Here is a 20,519-nt window from a genome sequence, read left to right as displayed (position 1 = left end):
TCACGTTCCTCCAGGTTGTGGTTATGGTCAGGCGGTCAGATGCTCCGCCTCGCGGTGCTCGGGCGCCGCAAGGGCGGGATGCCAGAGCCAGTAGCGGATCGGCTCGTGGCAATTCAGGGCGACAACCCGGTGGTTGCCGTGGATGTCGATGGCGTGGATGACCAGCGCGCCGATGAAGCCGGCGGTCAGGTCGCGCACGTCGGCCACCGCAAGGTCGACGGCCTCGATGAGCGAAAGGCCCATGCGCAGGCCGAGGACGATGCTGCGCGCCGTTCCCGCGCGCATGGTCATCTCGCCCGTGTGGGTGCAGGCGGCCGCGCCATAGCGGCTGTCGGCGTAGAAGCCGGCGCCCGGGATCGGGCTGTCACCCAGCCGGCCCGGATATTTCCACGCCCAGCCCGAGGTCGACGTCACCGCATGGGTGCCGCCGGCCGCATCGCGGGCGAGGAACACCGTGGTGTCGCGCACCCGCTCGGGATCGGTGATCGTGTGGTTGAGCGGGGCCAGCGGGATGTCCGGGAACTTCGCCCGCTCCTCGGGCGAGAGTTCCTGTTCCAGCCGCTCCCACCACACCCGCTTGCTGTCGGGGAAAAGCGCGTCGTCGCGGGCAAAGCCGCATTCATCGGCAAAGCGGCGGGCGCCGGCCCCGGTCAGCATCACATGCGGCAGGCGGCGCATCACCTCACGGGCGAGCGCGGCCACCGGGATCGTGCTTGGTACAGCGCCCACGCAGCCCACCTCGCGGGTGGTGCCGTCCATCACGCCGGCATCGCATTCCATCTCGCCGATCATGTTCGGCCAGCCGCCGTAGCCGACACTGCGCACCTTCGGTTCGCGTTCGACTTCGGCAATGCCCTCGATCATGGCGTCGATGCCATAGGTGCCGGCCTTCAGCGCGGCCACCGTCCTGGCAAAGCCGGGCCAGGCCTCGGAATTGGCGATGAGGATCATCAGAGGGCTTCCCCTTGCAGTTTGGACAGGAACCGGGCAACGCGCGGCAGCGACCGCCCCCGGTCGGAAAAGAAATCGGCCGTGGGCATGTCGGCGATGAGTTCGCCCTTTTCGAGAAAGACGATCCGGTGCGAGATCGAGCGGGCGAAGGCAATCTCGTGGGTGACGAAGAGCATCGTCGTGCCCGTGGTCGCCAGCACCTTGAGGATGTCCAGCACCTCCGCCGTCATCTCCGGATCGAGCGCGCTGGTCACCTCGTCGAGCAGCAGATAGCGCGGCTGCATGGCAAGCGCCCGGCAGATGCCGACCCGCTGGCGCTGGCCGCCCGACAGCTGCGCCGGATAGGCATCGGCCCGGTGCGCGAGGCCGACCCGGTCGAGCAGCGCGCGCGCTTCCGCGATCACCTCGGCCTTGGGCCGCTTCAGCACCTCGACAGGAGCAAGCGCAATGTTCTCCACCGCCGTCATGTGCGGGTAGAGGTTGAACTGCTGGAACACGGTCGCCGAGCGGCGTCGCGCTTCCGCCAGCTCCTTCGGCTTGGCCACATCGAAGCCATCGACCGTGATCGACCCGGCCTCGAATGTCTCAAGCCCGTTGATGCAGCGGATCAGGGTCGACTTGCCCGAGCCGCTGGCGCCCAGAACCGACACCACTTCGCCCGGATTGAGCGTGAGATTGACCCCGTCGAGCACCTTGTGGGTGCCGAAGGATTTGCACAGGCCGTTGACGGAGAGCATCAGACCCCCTTCCAGTCCGTATGCGCCCGCAGCCGCCGTTCCAGCCGGGACCCGGCATGGGCGACCGCCTTGGCGGTGAGGTAATAGAGCGCGCCCACGACAGCCCAGACGACGAAGGGCTTCAGCGTGCGCAGGTTGAGGATGTTGCCGACCTTGGTCAGGTCGATGACGCCGATGACGGAGATGAGCGAGGTCACCTGCAGCTGGTTGACCAGCAGGCCCGTCAGCGGCCCGATCGCGAAGGCCAGCGCCTGCGGCCCGATCACCCGTCTCAGGATGGTCCAGCGTGTCAGGCCGAACACCCGCGCCGCCTCGATCTGCTCGCGCGCGATCGCCTCGATGGCCGACACCGCGATCACATAGACAAAGGCCGCCGTGTTGCCGGACAGGGTGATCAGCGCCGCCTGCGACGGCGTCAGGTTGATCTTCATCAGCACCGGCAGGCCGAAGAACACCAGGAACAGCTGCACCAGCACGGGCGAGTTCTTCAGCAGTTCGGCAAGCCCGTGCACCAGCTGGCGCAGCAGCGGCACCCGGTAGTAGCGCACCACCGCCAAGCCGAGCCCGAGCGCGCCGCCGATCAGCGTCGAGGCCACGAACAGTCCCAGCGTCACCGACAGGCCCTGCAGCAGCAGGACGATGTCATAGGGGGTAAACTCGGTGTAGCGCATCACGCCACCTCCCCGGCCGTATGGCGGTTGACATGGCGGTGCAGCGCGCCGAAGAGGCCCGAGACCGCGTAGGTCAGGCAGGCATAGGCAATGAGCAGCGCCGCATAGACCTCGAAGGGCCGGAACGTCTCGGCCGCGACGATCTTCGCCGAGCCGGTCAGCTCGTTCAGCGTGATCGTCGACAGCACCGACGAGGTCAGCACCAGATTGACGCAGACCGCCCCGAGCGGCCGGATCGAGGTCCGGAGCGCGATGGGCAGGATCACCCTGGTGAAGATCTTGCGCCGGGAAAGACCGCTGACCTCTGCCGCCTCCAGGATACCCGGCTCGATGGCCAGAATGCCCGCGCGAATGACATCCGACGTGTAGGCGCCGCCGGCGATCGACAGGGCGATGATCCCGGTCGGCGCGGCGTCAATGTAGATCCCCACTTCCGGCAGCCCGAAATAGAAGAAGAACAGCTGCACGATGAAGGGCACGTTGCGGAACACGTCGACATAGACCGCCGACAGGCGCCGGGCCAGCGACGAGGCGGCCGTGCGGCAGGCGGCCACGGCAATGCCGAGCACGAGGCTGCCCGCCAGCGCGCCGAGACAGACCACGGTGGTCAGCCACAGCCCCTCCAGCAGGAACGGCACATGCTTGGTCAGGATCGACAGGTCGAAGCCCAAGGGCGCCTCCCGGGTGAAAAGTGAAACCGGTTTCATTTAGACGGGCAAACCACGGTCTGTCAACGGTCGACCCCGTCCCCGCAGCAGGCCCGAAAGCGGCCCCGGACCGGGACCCGGAACAGCGCCGACCTGCCCTTGCGTCGTCCCGCGATCCGGGGCACAAACAGCGCCCTGCGATCTCCTTGCGTGTCCTGCAGCCTGCAGGGCCCGTGCCTTCTGGATGGACCTGACCGATGATCCTGTGTTGCGGTGAAGCGCTGATGGACATGCTGCCGAGAGAGATCGGCGGCGAAGGAACTGCATTCCTGCCCGTGCCTGGCGGCGCGATCTTCAACACGGCGCTGGCGCTCGGCCGGCTCGGCACACCGGCCGGCTTCCTCTATGGCGTCTCGACCGACCTGTTCGGCGAGCAGCTCCTCGCCCATCTCGCCGCCTCGAATGTTGCCACCGACCTAACGATCCGCTCGCCGCGCCCGACGACGCTGGCCTTCGTGCGGCTGAAGGACGGCAACGCCACCTACACCTTCTACGACGAGAACTCCGCCGGCCGCATGATCACGGCCGCCGACCTGCCGGCCCTGCCGGCTGCCGTCTCGACGCTCTATTTCGGTGGCATCAGCCTGATCGGCGAGCCCTGCGGCACGGCACTGGAAGCGCTGCTGATGCGCGAGGCCGGATCGCGGGTGATCGCGCTTGATCCGAACATCCGCCCCGGTTTCATTACCGATGAAACGGCCTATCGCGCCCGCCTGTCCCGCATTTTCGCGAGGGCCGACATCCTGAAGCTCAGCGAGGAAGACCTCGAGTGGTATGCGCCTGGCTCCGATTTCGACACGATGGCGAAATCCTGGATCGCCGGCGGCGTCAAGGTCGTCCTGAAGACCCTCGGCAAGGACGGCGCCCGCGCCCTGACGGCGACGCAGGACATCACCGTTCCCGCCCGCAAGGTCGAGGTCGTCGACACGGTCGGCGCCGGTGACACGTTCAACGCCGGGTTCCTGTCCTCGCTCGCCGAGGCCGGTGCGCTCACCAAGACGGGCGTCGGCACCTTGAGCGACACGGTCCTCACCGCCGCCCTCACCCGCGCCACATCCGTCGCCGCCGTCACCGTCTCCCGCGCCGGCGCCAACCCGCCCTGGGCCCACGAGCTGTAAGGCGGAACCTCTCTGGCACCCGTCCCGGCCTTAGGCCGGGACCATCCGCACTGTACCGGCCTCAGGCCGGGACCATCCTCTCTGTGCTGTCGCGGTTGTCTTGACGGCATGCCCCCAGGACGCGCCTCAGCTTCATGACAGACCGCTCCATCGTCATCCCGCACGCAGCGAAGCGCCGAGCCGGGATGACGATCGAGGGTTTGCCCCCCTACCGCGTCGCCCTAGGCCCGCGCGTCTTCCAGGATCATCTGCGCGCCCTTCTCCGCCACCATCATCACGGGGGCGTTGATGTTGCCGGAGGTGATGTTGGGAAACACCGACGCATCGACCACGCGCAGGCCCGGCACGCCATGCACCCGCAGCCGGTGATCGACAACCGCGCTGGACGGGTCCGGCCCCATCGCAGCCGTGCCGCAGGGGTGGTAGATCGAGCCGCAATTGGCGCGGAAATGCTCCAGCAGCTCCTGGTCGCTCCGCGCCTCGGCCGAAGGGCTCATCTCGGCTTCTGTGATGGCGGCCAGCGACGGGGCCTGCATCAGCCGGCGCACGAACTGGCTGCCCTCCACCGCCTCGCGGCAGTCCTCCTCGGTTGTGAGGTAATGGCCGTGGATCACCGGCGACAGGTCGTCAAGCCCGCTATTGACGCGAAGATCCACCCGCCCCCGGCTGGTCGGCCGGCAGGAGTTGAAGGCGACCAGGAACCCCGGATAGGGCTCCGGTGCCAGCCCGGCTTTCGGATCCTGCGGAATGCGGTAGGACAGCGGATTGAAATAGAGCTGCAGGTTCGGCCGCGGCGCGTCGGGTCGCGAGCGGAAGAACCCGCCCGCCTGGTTGACGCTGCCGGCAAACGGCCCCTTGCGCGTCAGCGCCCAGCGCAGGGCCAGCGCCGCCTGGCCGAAGATCGACCCGAACGGCCCGTTCAGCGTCGGCACGCGGGAGCGGAAGTAGAAGCTGGCGCAAAGATGATCCTGCAGGTTGGCGCCAACGCCCGGCAGGTCGCGCCGCACGGGCACGCCCAGCGCCTGAAGCCGGGCCGCCGCGCCAAGTCCCGAGCGCTGCAGCAGCACCGGTGTGGCGATGGCCCCCGTGGCCAGGATCACGTCGCGCCGCGCCAGGATCAGCCGCTGTCCCGTCTCGTCATGCCCTGCCCCCTCCGGGCGCACCGCCAGTCCCCTTGCGCGGCCTTCGGCGTCGAGCACGACGTCCAGCGCGCGCGTCCTCGTGAACACGGTGAGGTTCTTCCGCCGCCGCGCCGGCCTCAGATACTCCACGCCGGAGGAGGACCGCAGGCCCGCCCGGGTGTTCACGTCATAGATCCCCGCCCCTTCGAGGCTTGCCCCGTTGAAGTCGGGCGTCGCCGGCAGCTGCAATTCGGCGCAGGCCGCCAGGAACCGGTCGGTGATCGGATGTGTCTCCCCCCGCATCGGCGTCACATGGATCGGACCGGTCCCGCCGTGGAAGGGGCTTTCGCCCCGCGCATGGGTTTCCAGCTTGCGGAAATAGGGCAGCACGTCCTCATAGCCCCAGCCGGGGTTGCCGGCCGCGTGCCAGTCGTCGAAATCCTCCCGCGCGCCGCGCACGAAGATCATCGCGTTGATCGCCCCGGAGCCGCCCAGCACCTTGCCGCGCGGCACATAGACCTGCCGGTTGCCCAGCGCCGCTTCCGGCTCGCTGCGATACATCCAGTTGACCGCCGGATTGTAGTAGCTCTTGGCATAGCCGACGGGGATCTTCAGCCAGAACGAGCGGTCCTCGCCGCCCGCCTCCACCAGCGCCACCGTATAGCGCCCGCATTCGCTCAGCCGCGCCGCCAGGATCGCCCCGGCAGAGCCTGCCCCGGCGATGACAAAGTCGAACTCCTCCCGGCCGGCAGCGGCCAGGTCAGCGCGGGATGTCTCGGTCATGGTCGGTCTCAGCCCTTGGCGGGAGCGAACTGTTTCACGTCCGCCGGTGTGTCGCCCATCTGCAGGTGCAGCCGTGTGCCCGTGTAGGGCGTGTGGCGTGCAATCACCTCCCGGTTCAGCTCGATGCCGAGCCCCGGCTCGCGGCTGGGGATGAGATAGCCATCCTCCAGCGTGAGCTTGGTCTTCAGCACCTCGGCATGGAACCCGGAGAAATCGAGGATCGCCTCGTGGATCAGGAAGTTCGGCAGGGTCGCAGCCAGCTGGATCGAGGCCGCCGCCCCGACGGGGCCGTTGTAGAGATGCGGCGCGACCTCGGCATACTGCGCCTCGGCCATGCCGGCGATCTTCTTGGCCTCCAGCAGGCCGCCCACCCGGGCAACGTTCATCTGCAGGATCGAGGCCGCCTTCAGCTCCAGCACCCGCTGGAACTCGTATTTGGTGGTCAGCCGCTCGCCCGTCGCAACCGGAATGGAGGTCGCCCGCGCCACCTCGGCCATGGCCGCTTCCTGTCCCGGCGGCACCGGCTCCTCGAACCACAGCGGATCAAAGCGCTCCAGCCGCTTGGCGAGCCGGATGGCCGAGGACGGCACCATCTGGCCATGGGTGCCGAACAGGAGATCAGCCGAGGCACCGACCGCCTCGCGCACCCTGGCGCAGAAGGTCTCGCAGCGCTCCATCACCCCCAGCGACAGATGGTGTCCGGAATAGGCGGTGTAGGGCCCGGCCGGATCGAACTTCACGCCTGTGAAGCCCTGCCGCACCATCTCCGCCGCGCAGTCCGCCGCCAGGTCCGGGTCGTTGTAGTCGTACTCGCCGGCCGCGTTCTTCGGATAGAGATAGGTATAGGCGCGCAGCCGCTCATGCACCTGCCCGCCCAGGAGATCCATCACCGGTCGGCCGGCGGCCTTGCCGATGATGTCCCAGCAGGCGATCTCCAGCCCCGAGACGATGCCCATCATCGTCGGGTCGGGGCGCTGGGTGAAGCCGCTGGAATAGGCCGAGCGCCAGAAACGCTCGATCCGGTGCGGATCGTGCCCTTCCAGATGCCGCACGAACACGTCCTCGATCACCGGCACCAGGGCACCGGGATGGAAGGCCGTCGCATAGATCTCGCCCACGCCCTCGATCCCGCAGGCGGTCTTCAGCGTCACGAAGATCCAGTACATCCCGCCCAGATGCGGCGGAGGCACGGCGACGACATCGGTGGTGAGCGAAACGAGCTTCATGGGCGCACCTGGCTTGAGGGAGCGTGAGAACAAATTGAGAACATGTCAGGGTGCCAGCACCACGAGCCGGGTCTGCGTGAACTCCAGCAGCCCGTGCTTGCCGTCGTCGCCGCCCAGACCCGAGCGTTTCCAGCCGGCGTGGTAGCCCTGGTAGGGATCGGCCGGGAAGCGGTTCACGTAGAGCTCGCCCGCCTCCATGCTGTTGGCGATCTGCATCACCTTGCGGTGGTCATTGCTGAAGAGCACCGAGCTCAGCCCGAACTGGTGATCGTTCGCCAGCCGCAGGGCCTCGTCGAGGTCGCTCACCCGCACCACCGCCAGCACCGGACCGAACACCTCTTCCCGGATGATCTCCATCTCCTGCCGGCAGCCGGTCAGAAGCGTCGGCGGATAGAACCAGCCCGGCCCCTCCGGCATCACGCCGCCGGCCGCAAGGCTCGCCCCTTCGGCCACCGCCCGCTCGACCATGGCATGGATCTCGGCCCGGGCCTTTTCGCTCGCCACCGGTCCCATCGCGTCGGGCTCTTGCGCCCGGTCGGCAAAGCGCCGCGCGCGGAAGGCCTCCGTCAGCGCCGCGACCAGCGCGTCATGCAGCGCCTCGACCACATAGACACGGGCCGCCGCCGTGCAGACCTGACCGCAATGGTTGGTCTTGTTGGCCACCAGCCGGCGGGCGACATCGGCCACATCCGCATCTGGCCCCACCAGCACCGGCGTCTTGCCGCCCAGCTCCAGCGAGGTCTTGGCGATGTTGGCCTTGGCATAGTCCATCACCGCCCGCCCGGCCGAGACGCTGCCCGTCAGCGTGATCATGCCGACCGCCGCAGCCTGCGACAGCCGCCCGGCGCCGGCATGGTCCATGGTCAGGATGTTGATCACCCCGTCCGGCAGTCCGGCCGCCTGAATGGCCTCGGCGAGCGCCAGCGCCGACAGCGGCGTCGTGTTCGACGGGCGCACCACCACGCTGTTGCCGGCCATCAGCGCCGGCGCCACCTTGCGCAGCAGCGTGTAGATCGGAAAATTGAACGGGATCAGGCAGACCACCACGCCAATGGGCGCGCGCATCAACAGGAGCGTCTCGCCGGGCGTGTCGGAGGGGATGATCTCGCCCTCGATGCGCCGCGCCCATTCGCTGTGATAGCGGGTGATCTCGGCGCCATAGACGGCCTCGCCCGTGGCATCGCCGAGGCTCTTGCCGGTCTCGGCCGCCAGCACAGCGCCGATCGTCCCGGCCCGCGCCTCGATCTCGGCCGCCAGACGGCGCAGCGCCGCGCCCCGGTCACAGGCCGCAAGTCCCGCCCAGCCAGGCTGCGCGGCCCTTGCCGCCGCGACCGCCGCGTCAATCTCCTCCGCCTCGGCCAGCGCCACCTCACCGATGACCGCGCCGGTCGCCGGCGACAGCACGGGCTGGCTGCGTCGGCCTGCCGGCTTCACGTTTCTGCCGCCGATGAAGAACGCGCCAACCGTCATCCGCCCTGCCTCATGCTGCCCGAGTGCATCCGGCCGGTCCTGCCGGGGCGCGATGCCCCGGGCAACCGCCCGTTCCTGTCACACCAAAGCTAGGGACCGGCGGCGGCGAACGGCAAATGCCGGTTGGTCATGGAAGCATGCGGAAAACTGATGCTTGAGCAAAACCGGGCGCGGCGTCAGCCCGGCCGGCGTTCGCCTGTGCATTGGCCGGTGAGCCAGTCGCAGAAGGCGACCAGCATCTTCGGGGGCTTGCGCTCCTGCCGCGTGACGAGCCAGTAGGATTCGTGCCCGTCCACCTCCACATCGAGCAGCTGCACCAGCCGGCCGTCGGCCAGCTCCCGCGCCACCATGTGCCGGTCGGCCACCGTGATGCCGAGCCCGCAGACCGCCGCCTCGATCGCCGTGTCGAGCAGGTCGAACTCCAGCCCTCCGCTGGTGTCCACGTCCTCCAGCCCCGCCGCGGTGAGCCAGTGGCGCCAGGTCAGGTAGCGCCGGTCGGAGCTGGCCAGCACATGCAGGAAGGTGAAGCGGCTCAGGTCCATCGCCTCGTCGCGGCTCAGGCCCGCGATCAGCGACGGCGCGCAGACGGCGATGTGGCGCTCGGTCATCAGGTGCACCGAGTGGAAGGCCGGCCATTCCCCGTCCCCGAAGCGGATGGCGCAGTCGAGCAGGCTGCTCTCGGCCAGCGAATCGGTCAGGTCGGTGGTGAGGCTGATGTCGATGTCCGGACAGGTCCTGCGCAGGTCGGCAAGCCGGGGCACCAGCCAGCGCTTGGAGAGGGTCGGCGGCGCGTTCACCCTGAGACGATGGGCGTTGCTCTCCTCCTCGATGCCGCGCAGCGCCAGCTCGACCTCGTGAAACGCCCGCCCCAGCGCAGCGAGCAGCATGTGGCCCGCCGGGGTCAGTTCCAGCCGGTGATGGTGGCGGATCAGCAGCGGCTCGCCGAGCTGGTCCTCGAGGATCTTCACCTGCCGGCTGACGGCGCTCTGCGTCAGGTTCAGCCGCTCGGCCGCGCGGGTGAAGCTGCCGGTCAGACCCACTGTCTCGAACACGCGCATGGCGGCCAGGCTTGGCATTCGGCGCATCATATCCCCCGGAAGCATCCGTCTCCGGCCCTTTCGGCCGGCCGCATCATGCCAGCAGCCGGATGCGTTGCAGCATGCGTTTTCCTGATGCTTGCATCGAAAATCACCATTTGTCAGTCCGCATCCGCAGTTTCCATGATGCGACCAGCAGTCCGGTCAAGCTCTGGCCGGGACGGGAGGATGGACGTGGATTACATCAGGTTTGGCGCCACGGGGCTGAAGACCTCGCGGCTGTGCATGGGAACAATGGGCATCGGCTCCTCCGCCTGGAAGGGCTGGGTGCTGGACGCGGACCGGTCGGTCCCCATCCTCAAGGCCGCCCTCGATGCCGGCATCACCTTCTACGACATGGCCGACTGGTACTCGACCGGCGTCAACGAGGAAGTCGTCGCCGGCACGCTGACCAAGCTCACCCATCGCGACAACCTGGTTCTGGCCACCAAGGCCTTCTATCCGATGAGCGCGGATGCCAACGACCAGGGCCTGTCGCGCAAGCACCTGTTTCGCTCCATCGACCGCTCGCTCCAGCGCATGGGCACCGACTATGTCGACCTCTACATCGTCCATGCCTTCGATCCGGACACGCCGATCGAGGAGACCATGTGCGCGCTGAACGACATCGTGCGCTCCGGCAAGGCCCGCTACATCGGCGCCTCGACCATGTACGCCTGGCAGTTCGCCAAGATGAACGCGATTGCCGAGAAGAACGGCTGGACGCGCTTCGTCAACATGCAGTGCCAGTATTCCCTGCTCTACCGCGAGGAAGAGCGCGAGATGATGCCCTACTGCCAGTCCGAGGGCATCGCCGTCACCACCTTCTCGCCGCTGGCCCGCGGCTATCTCGTCGGCGGCGGCTCGGCCGCCCGCAAGGAATTCGACCCCTATCTCGATTTCTTCGGCGACGAGATCGACCGCGAGATCGCCGCCCGCGTGGTCAATCTGGCGAAGGAGCGCGGCCTGTCGCCGTCGCAGGTCGCCCAGGCCTGGGTGCTGGCAACCGGCAATTCCACCGTCCCGATCTTCGGCGCCGACCATCCCGACCAGGTGCGCGATGCCATCGCCGCCCTGTCGATCAGCTTCTCCGCCGAGGAGCGCGCCTATCTGGAAGAGCCCTACCGGCCACGCGACATGATCAACGACTACAATCCGGTCCGCCGCCCCCGGGCGCTGGGCCCGGCCACCGCAGCCACCGTTCCCGCCGCGCCCAAGGCGTGATCCCGGCTCCTTCAGGACAGGTTCAGACCATGCTCTACATCGGTGAAGGCTTCGAGGGCGCAGGCCCCAACGCCGCCCACATCAACCTCTACATCGGGCCGAAGGCGGGTCCCATCGCCGGTGCGCTCGCCACCGCCGCTGCCAGCCCCGGTCCCGGCCACCTGCCGTTCCAGACCATCCTCAAGCCGAACCTGCCGGTGAAGCCGGTGACCCTGTTCATCGCCAAGGCGGTGCTGGTGCCCGGCACCCACGAGACCATGACCTGGGGCCCGGCCCAGGCCGGCGTTGCCGCCGGCATGACGCGGGCGCTTCTGGACGGCGTGCTGCCGGCGGAAGCGGAGGACGACTGGCTGGCGATTGCGGCCGTGTGGGTCAATCCCTCGGCCGATGATGCAGACGCTGTCTTTGCCAACAACAATGAGGCACTCTACATGGCCGCGAAACGGGCGCTCACGCCTGGCTGGCCGAGCCGCGAGGCTCTGGCCGAGGGTCTGAGAACCGTTTCCAATCCGTTCTACACGCCTGGAGCCCGTTGATGGACAGCCTCGCCCGCGATCTTCCCCTTCTCACCGACCTCGCCTTCATCGGCGGCCAGTTCCGCCCGGCGGCGGACGGGGCCCGCTTCGAGGTGCGCAATCCCGCCACGGGCGCCGTGCTGGCGCACGTGGCCGACTGCGGGGCAAGCGATGCGGAGGCGGCCATCGTCGCGGCCGAGGCAGCGTTCCAGTCCTGGCGCAAGGTGACGGCGGCCGAGCGCGGCAAGGTGCTGCGCCGCTGGGGCGAGCTGATGCTCGCGCATCAGGACGACCTTGCCCTGCTGCTCACCCGCGAACAGGGCAAGCCGCTGAGCGAGGCCCGCGGCGAGGTCGCCTACGCGGCCAGCTTCCTCACCTGGTTTGCCGAGGAGGCCCGCCGCGCCTATGGCGAGGTGGTGCCCTCGCATCGGGCGGACGCGGAGATCGTCGTGCTGAAGGAGCCGGTCGGTGTGGTGGCCGCCATCACGCCCTGGAACTTCCCCTATGCCATGATCACCCGCAAGGTCGGACCGGCGCTCGCTGCCGGCTGCTCGATCATCATCAAGCCGGCCGAGGACACGCCGCTCTGCGCCCTCGCGCTGGCCAGGCTCGGCGTCGAGGCGGGCGTGCCGGCCGGTGTCGTCAACGTGCTGCCGACGCTGAAGGCGCCGCAGGCCGTCGGCCCGCTGATGGCGAGCCCCGTGGTGCGCAAGCTCTCCTTCACCGGCTCCACCGCCACCGGCAAGCTGCTGATGCGCCAGAGCGCCGACACCGTGAAGCGCATCAGCCTGGAACTCGGCGGCAATGCCCCGCTGATCGTCTTTGCCGATGCCGACATTGACGTCGCCGTGCGCGGCACCATCGCCTCGAAGTTCCGCAACACCGGCCAGACCTGCGTCTGCGCCAACCGCATCCTGGTCGAGGACGCCATCTACGACCGCTACGCCGAGGCGCTGGCCAGGGCAGTTGCCGCGATGAAGGTCGGCAACGGCGAGGAAGACGGCGTCGCCCAGGGTCCGCTCATCAACGCCGGCGGCTATGCCAAGGTCGCCCGCCATGTGGAAGACGCCCTTGCCAAGGGCGGCACGGCGATCACCGGCGGCAAGCCGCATGACAAGGGCGGCCTGTTCTTCGAGCCGACCGTGCTGACGGGGGCGACGACGGACTGGGCACTGGCCAGCGAGGAGACCTTCGGCCCGGTGGCCGGCCTGTTCCGCTTCCACAGCGAGGACGAGGCCATCAGCCTGGCAAATGCCAGCGAAACAGGCCTTTCCGCCTATTTCTTTACAAATGATCTGAAGCGCGCCTGGCGCGTGGCGCGGGCGCTCGAGGCCGGCATGGTCGGCATCAACGAAGGCGTGATCTCCACCGAGGTCGCCCCCTTCGGCGGCGTCAAGCAGTCGGGTCTCGGCCGCGAGGGCTCGCGCCATGGCCTCGAGGAATATCTGGAGACCAAATACGTGCTCTTCGGCGGCCTTGCCGGGTGAGGAGACGGCTGGAACAGTCCAGGTTTGCCCGGCGCGGGGGGAGACCCGCGCCGGGCCGGTTTCCCGGCCACCGGCCGGAGACACCGATGCGACCGGATGGAGGATCCGGGGAATGACAGGGAGGGCGGGTGCAGTTGACATAATTCTCGGCTAAGGAACTGCCGAGGCACATGTTGCCCGCACCAACCGCAGCGCCGCACCACACCGGGCGGATGCCGACTGGGAGGAAAACGAATGACGGACAAGACCAAGATCGAGACCACTTCCGGCTTGCCGGCCCACCCGCAGGTCGAAAGCCTGTGCGACCAGCTGACCGCCGGCCGCATCGACCGCCGCAGCTTCCTGCGCTCCATGACCTGGCTCGGCGTCACGGCCGCCTCGGCGTCGGCCTTCGCCGGCTTCATTCCGGCCCCGGCCCGCGCCGAGACCCCGGTTGCCGGCGGCAAGCTGCGCTTCGGCTGCGCCATCCAGGAAATCACCGACCCGGCGCTGACCAGCTGGATCGAGGCATCCAACCTCTACCGCAACAGCCTCGAGTACCTGACCTACGTCGATGCCGACAACATCGTGCATCCGTATCTGGCCAAGAGCTGGGCCCCGTCGGCCGATCTGACCGTCTGGGATTTCGAGCTGGACGAGCGTGCCAAGTGGTCGAACGGCGATGCCTTCACGCCGGAAGACGTGATCGCCAACATCCAGCGCTGGACCGCCCCGGAGAGCAAGTCCTCCAACAAGACCGCCTTCGATGCGGTGAAGCTGGTCGAGAAGACCGGACCGCATTCGGTCCGCTTCACCCTGTCGCGTCCGGTCGCCTCGCTGCCGGAGCAGCTCTATTCCTACACCTGCGCCATCGTGCATCGCGACTTCGACACGTCCGGCGCCAACTGGCCGGCCAACCCGATCGGCACCGGTCCGTTCAAGCTGGTCTCCTTCGAGGTCGGCCGTCAGGCGACCTTCGCCAAGCGCGCCGACTACTGGGGCACGCCGGCGCATCTGGACGAGATCCAGTACATCGACCTCGGCACCGACATCGCCACCCATCTGGCGGCGCTGGCCAGCAACCAGGTTGACCTCATCTACCGCGCGACCATCGCCGAATACGACCTGATGAAGTCGCTGCCGAACATCCAGATCCTGACCGGCAGCGCCGCGCACACGCTGGTCATGCGCATGCAGGTCGACGCCAAGCCCTTCGACGACATCCGCGTCCGCAAGGCCGTGCAGCTTGCCGCCGACAACAAGCAGATGCTTGATGTTGTCTATCGCGGCGAGGGCCAGATCGGTGGCAACTACCATGTCTCGCCGATCCAGCCGGACCACTTCCCGCTCGAGCCCGTCGCCCGCGACGTCGCCAAGGCCAAGGCCCTGCTGGCCGAAGCCGGCTATCCGGACGGCATCGATCTCGAGCTGACCCTCGGCAACACCCAGGGCCGCTGGGAGCAGGACACCGCCCAGGTGCTGCAGCAGAACCTTGCCGAGGCCGGCATCCGCCTGAAGCTCAACGTGCTGCCCGCCGCCCAGTACTGGCCGGTGTGGGACAAGGTGCCCTTTGGTGCCACCTACTGGGCGCACCGTCCGCTCGGCTCCATGACCCTCGACCTCGCCTACCGCTCGGGCGCGGCCTGGAACGAGAGCCACTTTGCCGATCCGGCCTTCGACGCCGCTCTGGACAGCGCCATGGGCACCGTCGATCCGGAAGCCCGCAAGGCTGCCATGGAAGCCTGCCAGACCATCCTGCGCGATCAGGCCGTGATGGTTCAGGCCTACTGGCCGGCCCGCTTCAGCGCTGCCGGCAAGAACGTCCGCGGCTTCGTGCTGCATCCGGCCGACTACTTCCGCATGGATGGCGTCTGGCTCGCCAAGGCCTGATCCGCGCTGCGACACCCCTCCCCCGATTCCGTGGGGAGGGGCTCAGCCCGACTGCCCCGGCCCCGCGCCGTGCAGGAACGGAACTTGCGCCCCTTCGGGCGCACCAATAGCCTGACCCTCCTGACCGTCAGCCCACGGCACGCGGCCCGTCCGCGCGCAACGGAGATGCCATGCCCCTGATCCTGTTCATCCTGCGCAAGGCCGGCCAGGCGGTCGCCACCATGCTGGCGGTGTCCCTGCTGGTCTTCCTCGCCCTCGAGGTGAATGTGGACGACGTCGCCGTGAAGGTGCTGGGCCAGTTCTCCACCGCCGAGCAGCGCGCCGCCTGGCTGGAAGCCAACGGCTACAACGAGCCCTTCGTCTGGCGCTATCTCGACTGGCTGGCGAGCTTCGTCACCGGCGACTGGGGCATGTCGACCTATTACCGCGCGCCGATCGTCGAGCTCATTCCGGACCGGCTGGCCGCCACCGCCTGGCTGGCGCTCGGCGCGCTCGCCCTGATCGTGCCCTTCGGCCTTGGCCTCGGCATCCTCGCCGGGATGCGCCCCGGCTCGCTCACCGACCGGGCGATCTCGGTCCTGTCCGTGGTCACCACCTCGATCCCGGATTTTGCGAGCGCGGTGTTCCTGTCGATCGTCTTCGTCTTCTGGCTGGGGCTCCTGCCTGGCGCCAGCACCATGATCGGCGGCTTCTCGCTGAAGGAACTGGTGCTGCCGGTGCTGGTGCTGGCGCTCTATTCCACCGGCTATCTCGCCCGCATCACCCGCGCCTCGATGGCCGAGGTGATGGCGACGCCCTACATCCGCACGGCGCGGCTGAAGGGCGCGAGCCTGCCGCGCATCGTCTTCCGTCATGCCCTGCGCAACGCGCTGATCACGCCGATCACCGTCATCCTGCTGCAGGTGCCCTGGCTCCTGTCCGGCGTCATCGTGGTCGAGGTGTTCTATGCCTACAAGGGCTTCGGCACCCTGCTCTACGAGGCCGCGATCAACTCCGACATCTACCTGATCGAGGCCTGCGCCATGGTCTCCGTGCTGGTGGTCGTCACCACCCAGATCCTGTCCGACCTCGCCTACGGCCTCCTCAATCCGCGCGTCAACCTGCTCGGAGCGCCCAAGCCTGCCAAGGGAGACGCCGCATGATCCGTCTCGTCCGTCCCTATCTCGCCCATCCGCTGGTGGCGGTCGGCGGTTCCGTCACGCTCCTGTGGCTGGTGCTGGCGCTGTTTGCCCCGCTGCTCGCCCCCTTCGATCCGCTGAAGACGATCCTGCCGCTCGCCCGGCCGCTGACGCCGGCCCCCGGCGGCGGAACGCTCTGGCTCGGCACCGACATGCTCGGCCGCGACATCCTCTCCCGCCTCATCTACGGCGCGCGCACCGTCGTGCTCTATTCGACGCTTGCGACGCTCTCCGCCTATGCGGTCGGCATCGCGCTCGGGCTCTCGGCCGGCTACCTGCGCGGCCGCGTCGATGCCACCCTGTCGTTCCTCGCCAACGTGGTGCTCTCCTTCCCGGTGCTGGTGCTCTACATCGTCATCATCGTGGTGATCGGCGCCTCGCCGCTGAACATCATCCTGGCGGTGGTGTTCTCCAGCGCGCCGGCCATCTTCCGCATCGTCCGCGCGCTGACCATCGACATCGCCACCCGCGATTTCGTCCAGGTCGCCCGCACGCAAGGGGAAGGGTCGCTGCGCATCATGCTGGTCGACATCCTGCCCAACGCCACCGGGCCGCTTGCCGTCGATTTCTGCCTGCGTCTCGGCTACACCGCCATCACCATCGGCACCCTCGGCTTCCTCGGCCTCGGCCTGCCGCCCCCGACGCCGGACTGGGGCACCATGGTCAACGAGGGCAAGGCCATGGCCATCGCCTTCCCCCATCTCGTGATCTTCCCCTGCATTGCCATTTCCTCGCTGATGCTGGGCCTCAGCCTGCTGGCCGACGGTCTCAAGGAACTCTCCGAAGCCAAGGGGCGCGGCGCATGACGACACAGACCCCCTCCTCCGACACGGCGATCCTGACCATTGACGGACTGACCGTGGCCCTGCCGCGCGGCGCCGACCGCCGCCATGCGGTGAAGGGCGCGAGCCTCGAGCTGTTCCCGCGCGAGATCCTCTGCGTCGTCGGCGAGAGCGGCTCGGGCAAGTCGGTCCTGTCGGCGGCCCTGATGGGCGCCGTGCCGAAGGGGCTCGCCATCGAAAGCGGCCGGATCCTGTTGCAGGGCAAGGATCTCGCCCTTGCCAGCGAGCGCGAGCTGACGCGCATCCGTGGCCGCGACATCGCCATGATCTTCCAGGAACCCATGTCGGCGCTCAACCCGGCGCTGACGGTGGGCGAGCAGATCGAGGAAATGTTCGTCCTGCATACGGATCTGGCCGCCGAGGCCCGCCGCGCCCGCACCCGCGCGCTGGTCGAGGCCATGCATCTGCCCGACCCGGACCGGATCCTCGCCTCCTATCCGCATGAACTCTCCGGCGGCCAGTGCCAGCGTGTCGTCATCGCCATGGCGCTGGCGCTGGATCCCAAGGTGCTCATCGCCGACGAGCCGACCACCGCGCTGGATGTCACCACCCAGGCGCAGGTGCTGAAGCTCATCCGCGAGCTGAAGGACAGCCACGGCCACGGCATCCTGTTCATCACCCATGATTTCGGCGTCGTCGCCGACATCGCCGACCGCATTGCCGTCATGCGCGGCGGCGAGATCGTCGAGATCGGCAGCGCAAGGCAGGTGCTGACGCAGCCGGCGCATGACTACACCCGCGCCCTGATCGCCGCCGTTCCGAGCCTGACGCCGCGGGCCCCGCGCGCCGCGCGCGCGGCCGAGCCGGTGCTGGAGATCAGCAGCCTCGAGCATCACTACGGCCGCACGAAGGCCCTGAACGACATCTCCCTCACCTTGCGCCGGGGCGAGGTCGTCTCCATCGTCGGCGAGAGCGGCTCGGGCAAGTCGACGCTCGCCAAGGCCGCGATCCGTCTCATTGACCCGACCGGCGGCGCGATCTCCGTGTCCGGCACGCCCTTCCTCGCGCTGAAAGGCGGGGCGCTGCGCCAGAAGCGGCGGCTGATCCAGATGGTGTTCCAGGACCCGGTCGGCTCGCTCAATCCGCGGCGCACCGTCGGCGAGATGATTTCCCGCGCGGCGATCCTGTCGGGCGCCAGCCGGGCGGAAGCCACGCGGCGGGCAGAAGACCTTCTCGAACTGGTCGGCCTGCAGAAGTCCGCCTACCACCGCCGCCCGGCCGCCTTCTCCGGTGGCCAGCGCCAGCGCGTCGGCATTGCCCGGGCGCTGGCGATGCACCCGGAAGTGCTGATTGCCGACGAGAGCGTGTCGGCGCTGGACGTCTCGGTGCAGGCCCAGGTGCTCGAGCTCCTGAAGTCGCTGCAGGAGAAGCTGAACCTCGGCATCCTGTTCATCACCCATGACCTGCGCGTCGCCGCCCAGATCAGCGACGAGATCGTGGTCATGCACAAGGGGCGGATCGTCGAGAAGGGTCCGGCCGAGGCGGTGCTGCTGGCGCCGCAGGATCCCTATACCCGCAGTCTCATCGAGGCCGCGCCCGGCCGCGGCAGCATCTGATCTTCGTGCCCGTCCGACAGGAAAACCGCCTGCCGGACGGGTTGTTTCGGGGGATGGCCACGACCAACCGCCCGAAAAATTTCCGCAGCGGGAAGTATAGAAACCCCGTTTGTCTTCTAATTCTCCATGACAATTCGATGACCAACAATCGTGTCTCTGCTTAAATCTTGAGTAAGCAACGGGCGCGTAGGTTGCTGCCGGGACCTGACGGTGCAGGTTCGCAGATTCGAGGTTGAGTCATGGCGCTGAAACACATTCCCATCGTCCAGAAGATGCTTGCGGTGCTGATCCTTATGGGTCTTTGCGCCACTGGACTTGCCGTTGTTGCCTGGTCGGAGATCACGGGCCTGACCCAGAGCTTTACGGTCGTCGGGAAATCGGAGGAAGCCGCGCGCGAGGCCATGGACCTGCGCGTCGACATCATCGCCGTCAGCCGCATGACCTACCAGCTGGCCCTCAGCCCCGAGAAAGCCGCAGACTTCCGCACCGAAGCTGACCGCCGGGCCAAGGAAATGCTGGCGCGCCTGCCGATCCTTGAGCAGGTCGCCGACAGCGAGCAGCGCAGGCAGCTGGCCGCGGTCAGGACCGCGCTGGACAGCTACTTCCGCTCCATCGGCGCCATGGTCGACGTCGCCGCCAGGAATGCCGGCAATGCCGAGGCGATCCGGACCTCGCTGACCGCGGCCCTGGCCGCCCAGAAGGCCGTGACCGATGCGGTCAAGGTCTACTCCACCTATTCGGCCGAGATGATGTCGGCTCAGCGCGAGACCGCCGCCAGCACCGCCCTGCATTCGGTCAACACCATGCTCGTGACCGCCGGCCTCGTGATCCTTGCGGGTCTCGCCCTCGGCTTCTATGTCAGCCAGGCCGGTGTTGCCGGTCCGATCCGCCGCATCGTGGCGACGCTTGAGGCGCTGGCCCGCGGCGACTATTCCGCCCGGATCGACGGGGCCGACCGCCGCGACGAGGTGGGGGCACTGGCCCGCGCCGCTGCCATCTTCCGCGATGCCGGTCTCGAGAAGGACCGCCTGACGGCCGAACGCGAAGCCCAGAAGGCCGAGACCGAGGCCGAGCAGCGCCGGATGATGGCCCGCATGGCCGGAGAGTTCGAGCAGGCCGTCGGCGGCATCATCCGCTCGGTCTCCGCCGCCGCCTCGCGCCTCGACGCCTCCGCCCGTGTCATGTCCGGCAGCGCCCAGGAAACCTCGCACCAGTCCACGACCGTGGCCGCCGCCTCCGAACAGGCCTCGGCCAACGTCCAGACCGTGGCCGCAGCCACGGAAGAACTCACCGCGTCGGTGCGCGAGATCGCCGGCCAGGTCGACCAGTCCAACCGCATGTCCGCCGCCGCCGTGCGCGATGCGGATGCGGCGGCCGGCAAGGTGCACGGCCTCTCCAACGCGGCCCAGAAGATCGGCGACATCGTCGAGCTGATCAATGGCATTGCCAGCCAGACCAACCTTCTGGCCCTCAACGCGACGATCGAGGCCGCCCGCGCCGGCGAGGCCGGCAAGGGGTTCGCCGTGGTCGCTGCCGAGGTGAAGCAGCTCGCCGACCAGACGGCCAAGGCCACGACCGAGATCGCCACCCAGATCGCCTCGATCCAGGCCTCGACCAACGACAGCGCCACTGCCATCAACGCGATTGCCGCCTCCATCCGCGGCATGAACGAGATCAGCGCCGCCGTTGCCGCCGCCGTGGAGGAACAGGCCGCCGCCACCCAGGAGATTTCCCGCAACGTGCAGCAGGCCTCCTCGGGCACGGCCGAGGTGTCTCAGGCCATCGGCAGCGTGACCCGCGCCGCCTCCGAGGCCAGCTCCGTGGCCAACGAGGTGCTGGGCTTCTCCGGCGAGCTCGCCAGCCAGTCGGAGCGCCTGAACCAGGAGCTGCACCGCTTCCTCTCGACGATCCGCGCCGCCTGACGCAACGCACGCGCAAGACAGGACGGGCGCCCTCCGGCGCCCGTTTCCGGTCCGTCGTCCCCTGCC

General features: G+C 68.3%; 17 protein-coding genes. 9 read left to right on the top strand and 8 right to left on the bottom strand.

All coding sequences use genetic code 11. The features are described from left to right. Nucleotides 1–27: 27 nt before the first annotated feature. Genes GWI72_RS05145 through GWI72_RS05130 form a run of 4 tightly spaced genes read right to left on the bottom strand, consistent with a single transcriptional unit; the run spans nucleotide 28 to nucleotide 3,030 of the window. The gene (locus tag GWI72_RS05145; protein WP_161708033.1) at nucleotides 28–951 is read right to left on the bottom strand and encodes an isoaspartyl peptidase/L-asparaginase; all 924 of its coding nucleotides are present in this window, start codon (nucleotides 949–951) and stop codon (nucleotides 28–30) included. Further along, nucleotides 951–1,688, bottom strand: a complete 738-nt coding sequence (locus GWI72_RS05140; RefSeq protein ID WP_161708032.1) for an amino acid ABC transporter ATP-binding protein — start codon at nucleotides 1,686–1,688, stop codon at nucleotides 951–953. The genes GWI72_RS05145 and GWI72_RS05140 overlap by 1 nt, the downstream gene beginning before the upstream one ends. Next, nucleotides 1,688–2,359, bottom strand: a complete 672-nt coding sequence (locus GWI72_RS05135; protein ID WP_161675963.1) for an amino acid ABC transporter permease — start codon at nucleotides 2,357–2,359, stop codon at nucleotides 1,688–1,690. The genes GWI72_RS05140 and GWI72_RS05135 overlap by 1 nt, the downstream gene beginning before the upstream one ends. Next, entirely contained in the window at nucleotides 2,359–3,030 is a 672-nt protein-coding gene (locus GWI72_RS05130) for an amino acid ABC transporter permease (protein ID WP_161708031.1), read from the bottom strand. Before GWI72_RS05130 ends, GWI72_RS05135 begins: the two co-directional genes overlap by 1 nt. Before the next feature lie 233 nt (nucleotides 3,031–3,263). Between GWI72_RS05130 and GWI72_RS05125 the strand changes: the two genes are divergently transcribed. Continuing rightward, a complete protein-coding gene (locus GWI72_RS05125; protein ID WP_161708030.1) occupies nucleotides 3,264–4,184 on the top strand; it encodes a carbohydrate kinase family protein in 921 nt (306 codons plus the stop codon). Nucleotides 4,185–4,405: 221 nt separating this feature from the next. Here GWI72_RS05125 and GWI72_RS05120 read toward each other — a convergent pair whose 3' ends face one another. The 4 genes from GWI72_RS05120 to GWI72_RS05105 form a co-directional block, all read right to left on the bottom strand. After that, on the bottom strand, nucleotides 4,406–6,088 hold the full coding sequence (locus GWI72_RS05120) for a GMC family oxidoreductase (protein ID WP_161708029.1): 1,683 nt from the start codon (nucleotides 6,086–6,088) through the stop codon (nucleotides 4,406–4,408). Between the two features lie 8 nt (nucleotides 6,089–6,096). Beyond that, nucleotides 6,097–7,314, bottom strand: coding sequence for a mandelate racemase/muconate lactonizing enzyme family protein (locus GWI72_RS05115; RefSeq protein ID WP_161708028.1), 1,218 nt, complete (start codon nucleotides 7,312–7,314; stop codon nucleotides 6,097–6,099). Between the two features lie 45 nt (nucleotides 7,315–7,359). Further along, a complete protein-coding gene (locus GWI72_RS05110) occupies nucleotides 7,360–8,784 on the bottom strand; it encodes an aldehyde dehydrogenase family protein (protein WP_161708027.1) in 1,425 nt (474 codons plus the stop codon). A gap of 176 nt (nucleotides 8,785–8,960) precedes the next feature. Beyond that, entirely contained in the window at nucleotides 8,961–9,860 is a 900-nt protein-coding gene (locus tag GWI72_RS05105; protein ID WP_161675957.1) for a LysR substrate-binding domain-containing protein, read from the bottom strand. A 195-nt stretch (nucleotides 9,861–10,055) separates the two neighbouring features. On the opposite strand from GWI72_RS05105, the gene GWI72_RS05100 reads away from it, so the two are divergent. The 8 genes from GWI72_RS05100 to GWI72_RS05065 all read left to right on the top strand — a co-directional run bounded on the left by GWI72_RS05100 (nucleotide 10,056) and on the right by GWI72_RS05065 (nucleotide 20,453). After that, nucleotides 10,056–11,084, top strand: coding sequence for an aldo/keto reductase (locus GWI72_RS05100; protein WP_161708026.1), 1,029 nt, complete (start codon nucleotides 10,056–10,058; stop codon nucleotides 11,082–11,084). A 29-nt stretch (nucleotides 11,085–11,113) separates the two neighbouring features. Beyond that, complete coding sequence (locus GWI72_RS05095; RefSeq protein WP_106753378.1) at nucleotides 11,114–11,620, top strand: formaldehyde-activating enzyme; 507 nt, start codon at nucleotides 11,114–11,116, stop codon at nucleotides 11,618–11,620. Continuing rightward, complete coding sequence (locus GWI72_RS05090) at nucleotides 11,620–13,086, top strand: NAD-dependent succinate-semialdehyde dehydrogenase (RefSeq protein WP_161708025.1); 1,467 nt, start codon at nucleotides 11,620–11,622, stop codon at nucleotides 13,084–13,086. Before GWI72_RS05095 ends, GWI72_RS05090 begins: the two co-directional genes overlap by 1 nt. Nucleotides 13,087–13,320: 234 nt before the next feature. Continuing rightward, a complete protein-coding gene (locus tag GWI72_RS05085) occupies nucleotides 13,321–14,955 on the top strand; it encodes an ABC transporter substrate-binding protein (protein WP_161675953.1) in 1,635 nt (544 codons plus the stop codon). A gap of 170 nt (nucleotides 14,956–15,125) precedes the next feature. Then, nucleotides 15,126–16,097 (top strand): ABC transporter permease, encoded by a 972-nt coding sequence (locus GWI72_RS05080; RefSeq protein WP_161675952.1) that lies wholly within the window; start codon nucleotides 15,126–15,128, stop codon nucleotides 16,095–16,097. Further along, nucleotides 16,094–16,939 carry an ABC transporter permease gene (locus GWI72_RS05075; RefSeq protein WP_161675951.1) on the top strand — a complete coding sequence of 282 codons (846 nt, stop codon included), beginning with the start codon at nucleotides 16,094–16,096 and terminating at the stop codon, nucleotides 16,937–16,939. Before GWI72_RS05080 ends, GWI72_RS05075 begins: the two co-directional genes overlap by 4 nt. Beyond that, nucleotides 16,936–18,531 carry a dipeptide ABC transporter ATP-binding protein gene (locus GWI72_RS05070; protein ID WP_161708024.1) on the top strand — a complete coding sequence of 532 codons (1,596 nt, stop codon included), beginning with the start codon at nucleotides 16,936–16,938 and terminating at the stop codon, nucleotides 18,529–18,531. The genes GWI72_RS05075 and GWI72_RS05070 overlap by 4 nt, the downstream gene beginning before the upstream one ends. Before the next feature lie 239 nt (nucleotides 18,532–18,770). Continuing rightward, nucleotides 18,771–20,453: a methyl-accepting chemotaxis protein gene (locus GWI72_RS05065; protein ID WP_161708023.1), complete on the top strand. Its 1,683-nt coding sequence runs from the start codon at nucleotides 18,771–18,773 to the stop codon at nucleotides 20,451–20,453. Nucleotides 20,454–20,519 lie beyond the last annotated feature (66 nt).

This window comes from Pannonibacter sp. XCT-53 (assembly GCF_009915765.1).
Classification (GTDB): domain Bacteria; phylum Pseudomonadota; class Alphaproteobacteria; order Rhizobiales; family Stappiaceae; genus Pannonibacter; species Pannonibacter tanglangensis.
Note: the sequence above shows the minus strand (reverse complement) of the source record. Positions and strands in the feature narration are given on the sequence as shown.

Coding starts and splice junctions, on each gene's coding strand:
- GWI72_RS05145 (WP_161708033.1), bottom strand. CDS start 951: ATGATCCTCATCGCCAATTCCGAGGCCTGGCCCGGCTTTGCCAGGACG.
- GWI72_RS05140 (WP_161708032.1), bottom strand. CDS start 1,688: ATGCTCTCCGTCAACGGCCTGTGCAAATCCTTCGGCACCCACAAGGTG.
- GWI72_RS05135 (WP_161675963.1), bottom strand. CDS start 2,359: ATGCGCTACACCGAGTTTACCCCCTATGACATCGTCCTGCTGCTGCAG.
- GWI72_RS05125 (WP_161708030.1), top strand. CDS start 3,264: ATGATCCTGTGTTGCGGTGAAGCGCTGATGGACATGCTGCCGAGAGAG.
- GWI72_RS05120 (WP_161708029.1), bottom strand. CDS start 6,088: ATGACCGAGACATCCCGCGCTGACCTGGCCGCTGCCGGCCGGGAGGAG.
- GWI72_RS05115 (WP_161708028.1), bottom strand. CDS start 7,314: ATGAAGCTCGTTTCGCTCACCACCGATGTCGTCGCCGTGCCTCCGCCG.
- GWI72_RS05110 (WP_161708027.1), bottom strand. CDS start 8,784: ATGACGGTTGGCGCGTTCTTCATCGGCGGCAGAAACGTGAAGCCGGCA.
- GWI72_RS05105 (WP_161675957.1), bottom strand. CDS start 9,860: ATGCCAAGCCTGGCCGCCATGCGCGTGTTCGAGACAGTGGGTCTGACC.
- GWI72_RS05095 (WP_106753378.1), top strand. CDS start 11,114: ATGCTCTACATCGGTGAAGGCTTCGAGGGCGCAGGCCCCAACGCCGCC.
- GWI72_RS05090 (WP_161708025.1), top strand. CDS start 11,620: ATGGACAGCCTCGCCCGCGATCTTCCCCTTCTCACCGACCTCGCCTTC.
- GWI72_RS05085 (WP_161675953.1), top strand. CDS start 13,321: ATGACGGACAAGACCAAGATCGAGACCACTTCCGGCTTGCCGGCCCAC.
- GWI72_RS05080 (WP_161675952.1), top strand. CDS start 15,126: ATGCCCCTGATCCTGTTCATCCTGCGCAAGGCCGGCCAGGCGGTCGCC.
- GWI72_RS05075 (WP_161675951.1), top strand. CDS start 16,094: ATGATCCGTCTCGTCCGTCCCTATCTCGCCCATCCGCTGGTGGCGGTC.
- GWI72_RS05070 (WP_161708024.1), top strand. CDS start 16,936: ATGACGACACAGACCCCCTCCTCCGACACGGCGATCCTGACCATTGAC.
- GWI72_RS05065 (WP_161708023.1), top strand. CDS start 18,771: ATGGCGCTGAAACACATTCCCATCGTCCAGAAGATGCTTGCGGTGCTG.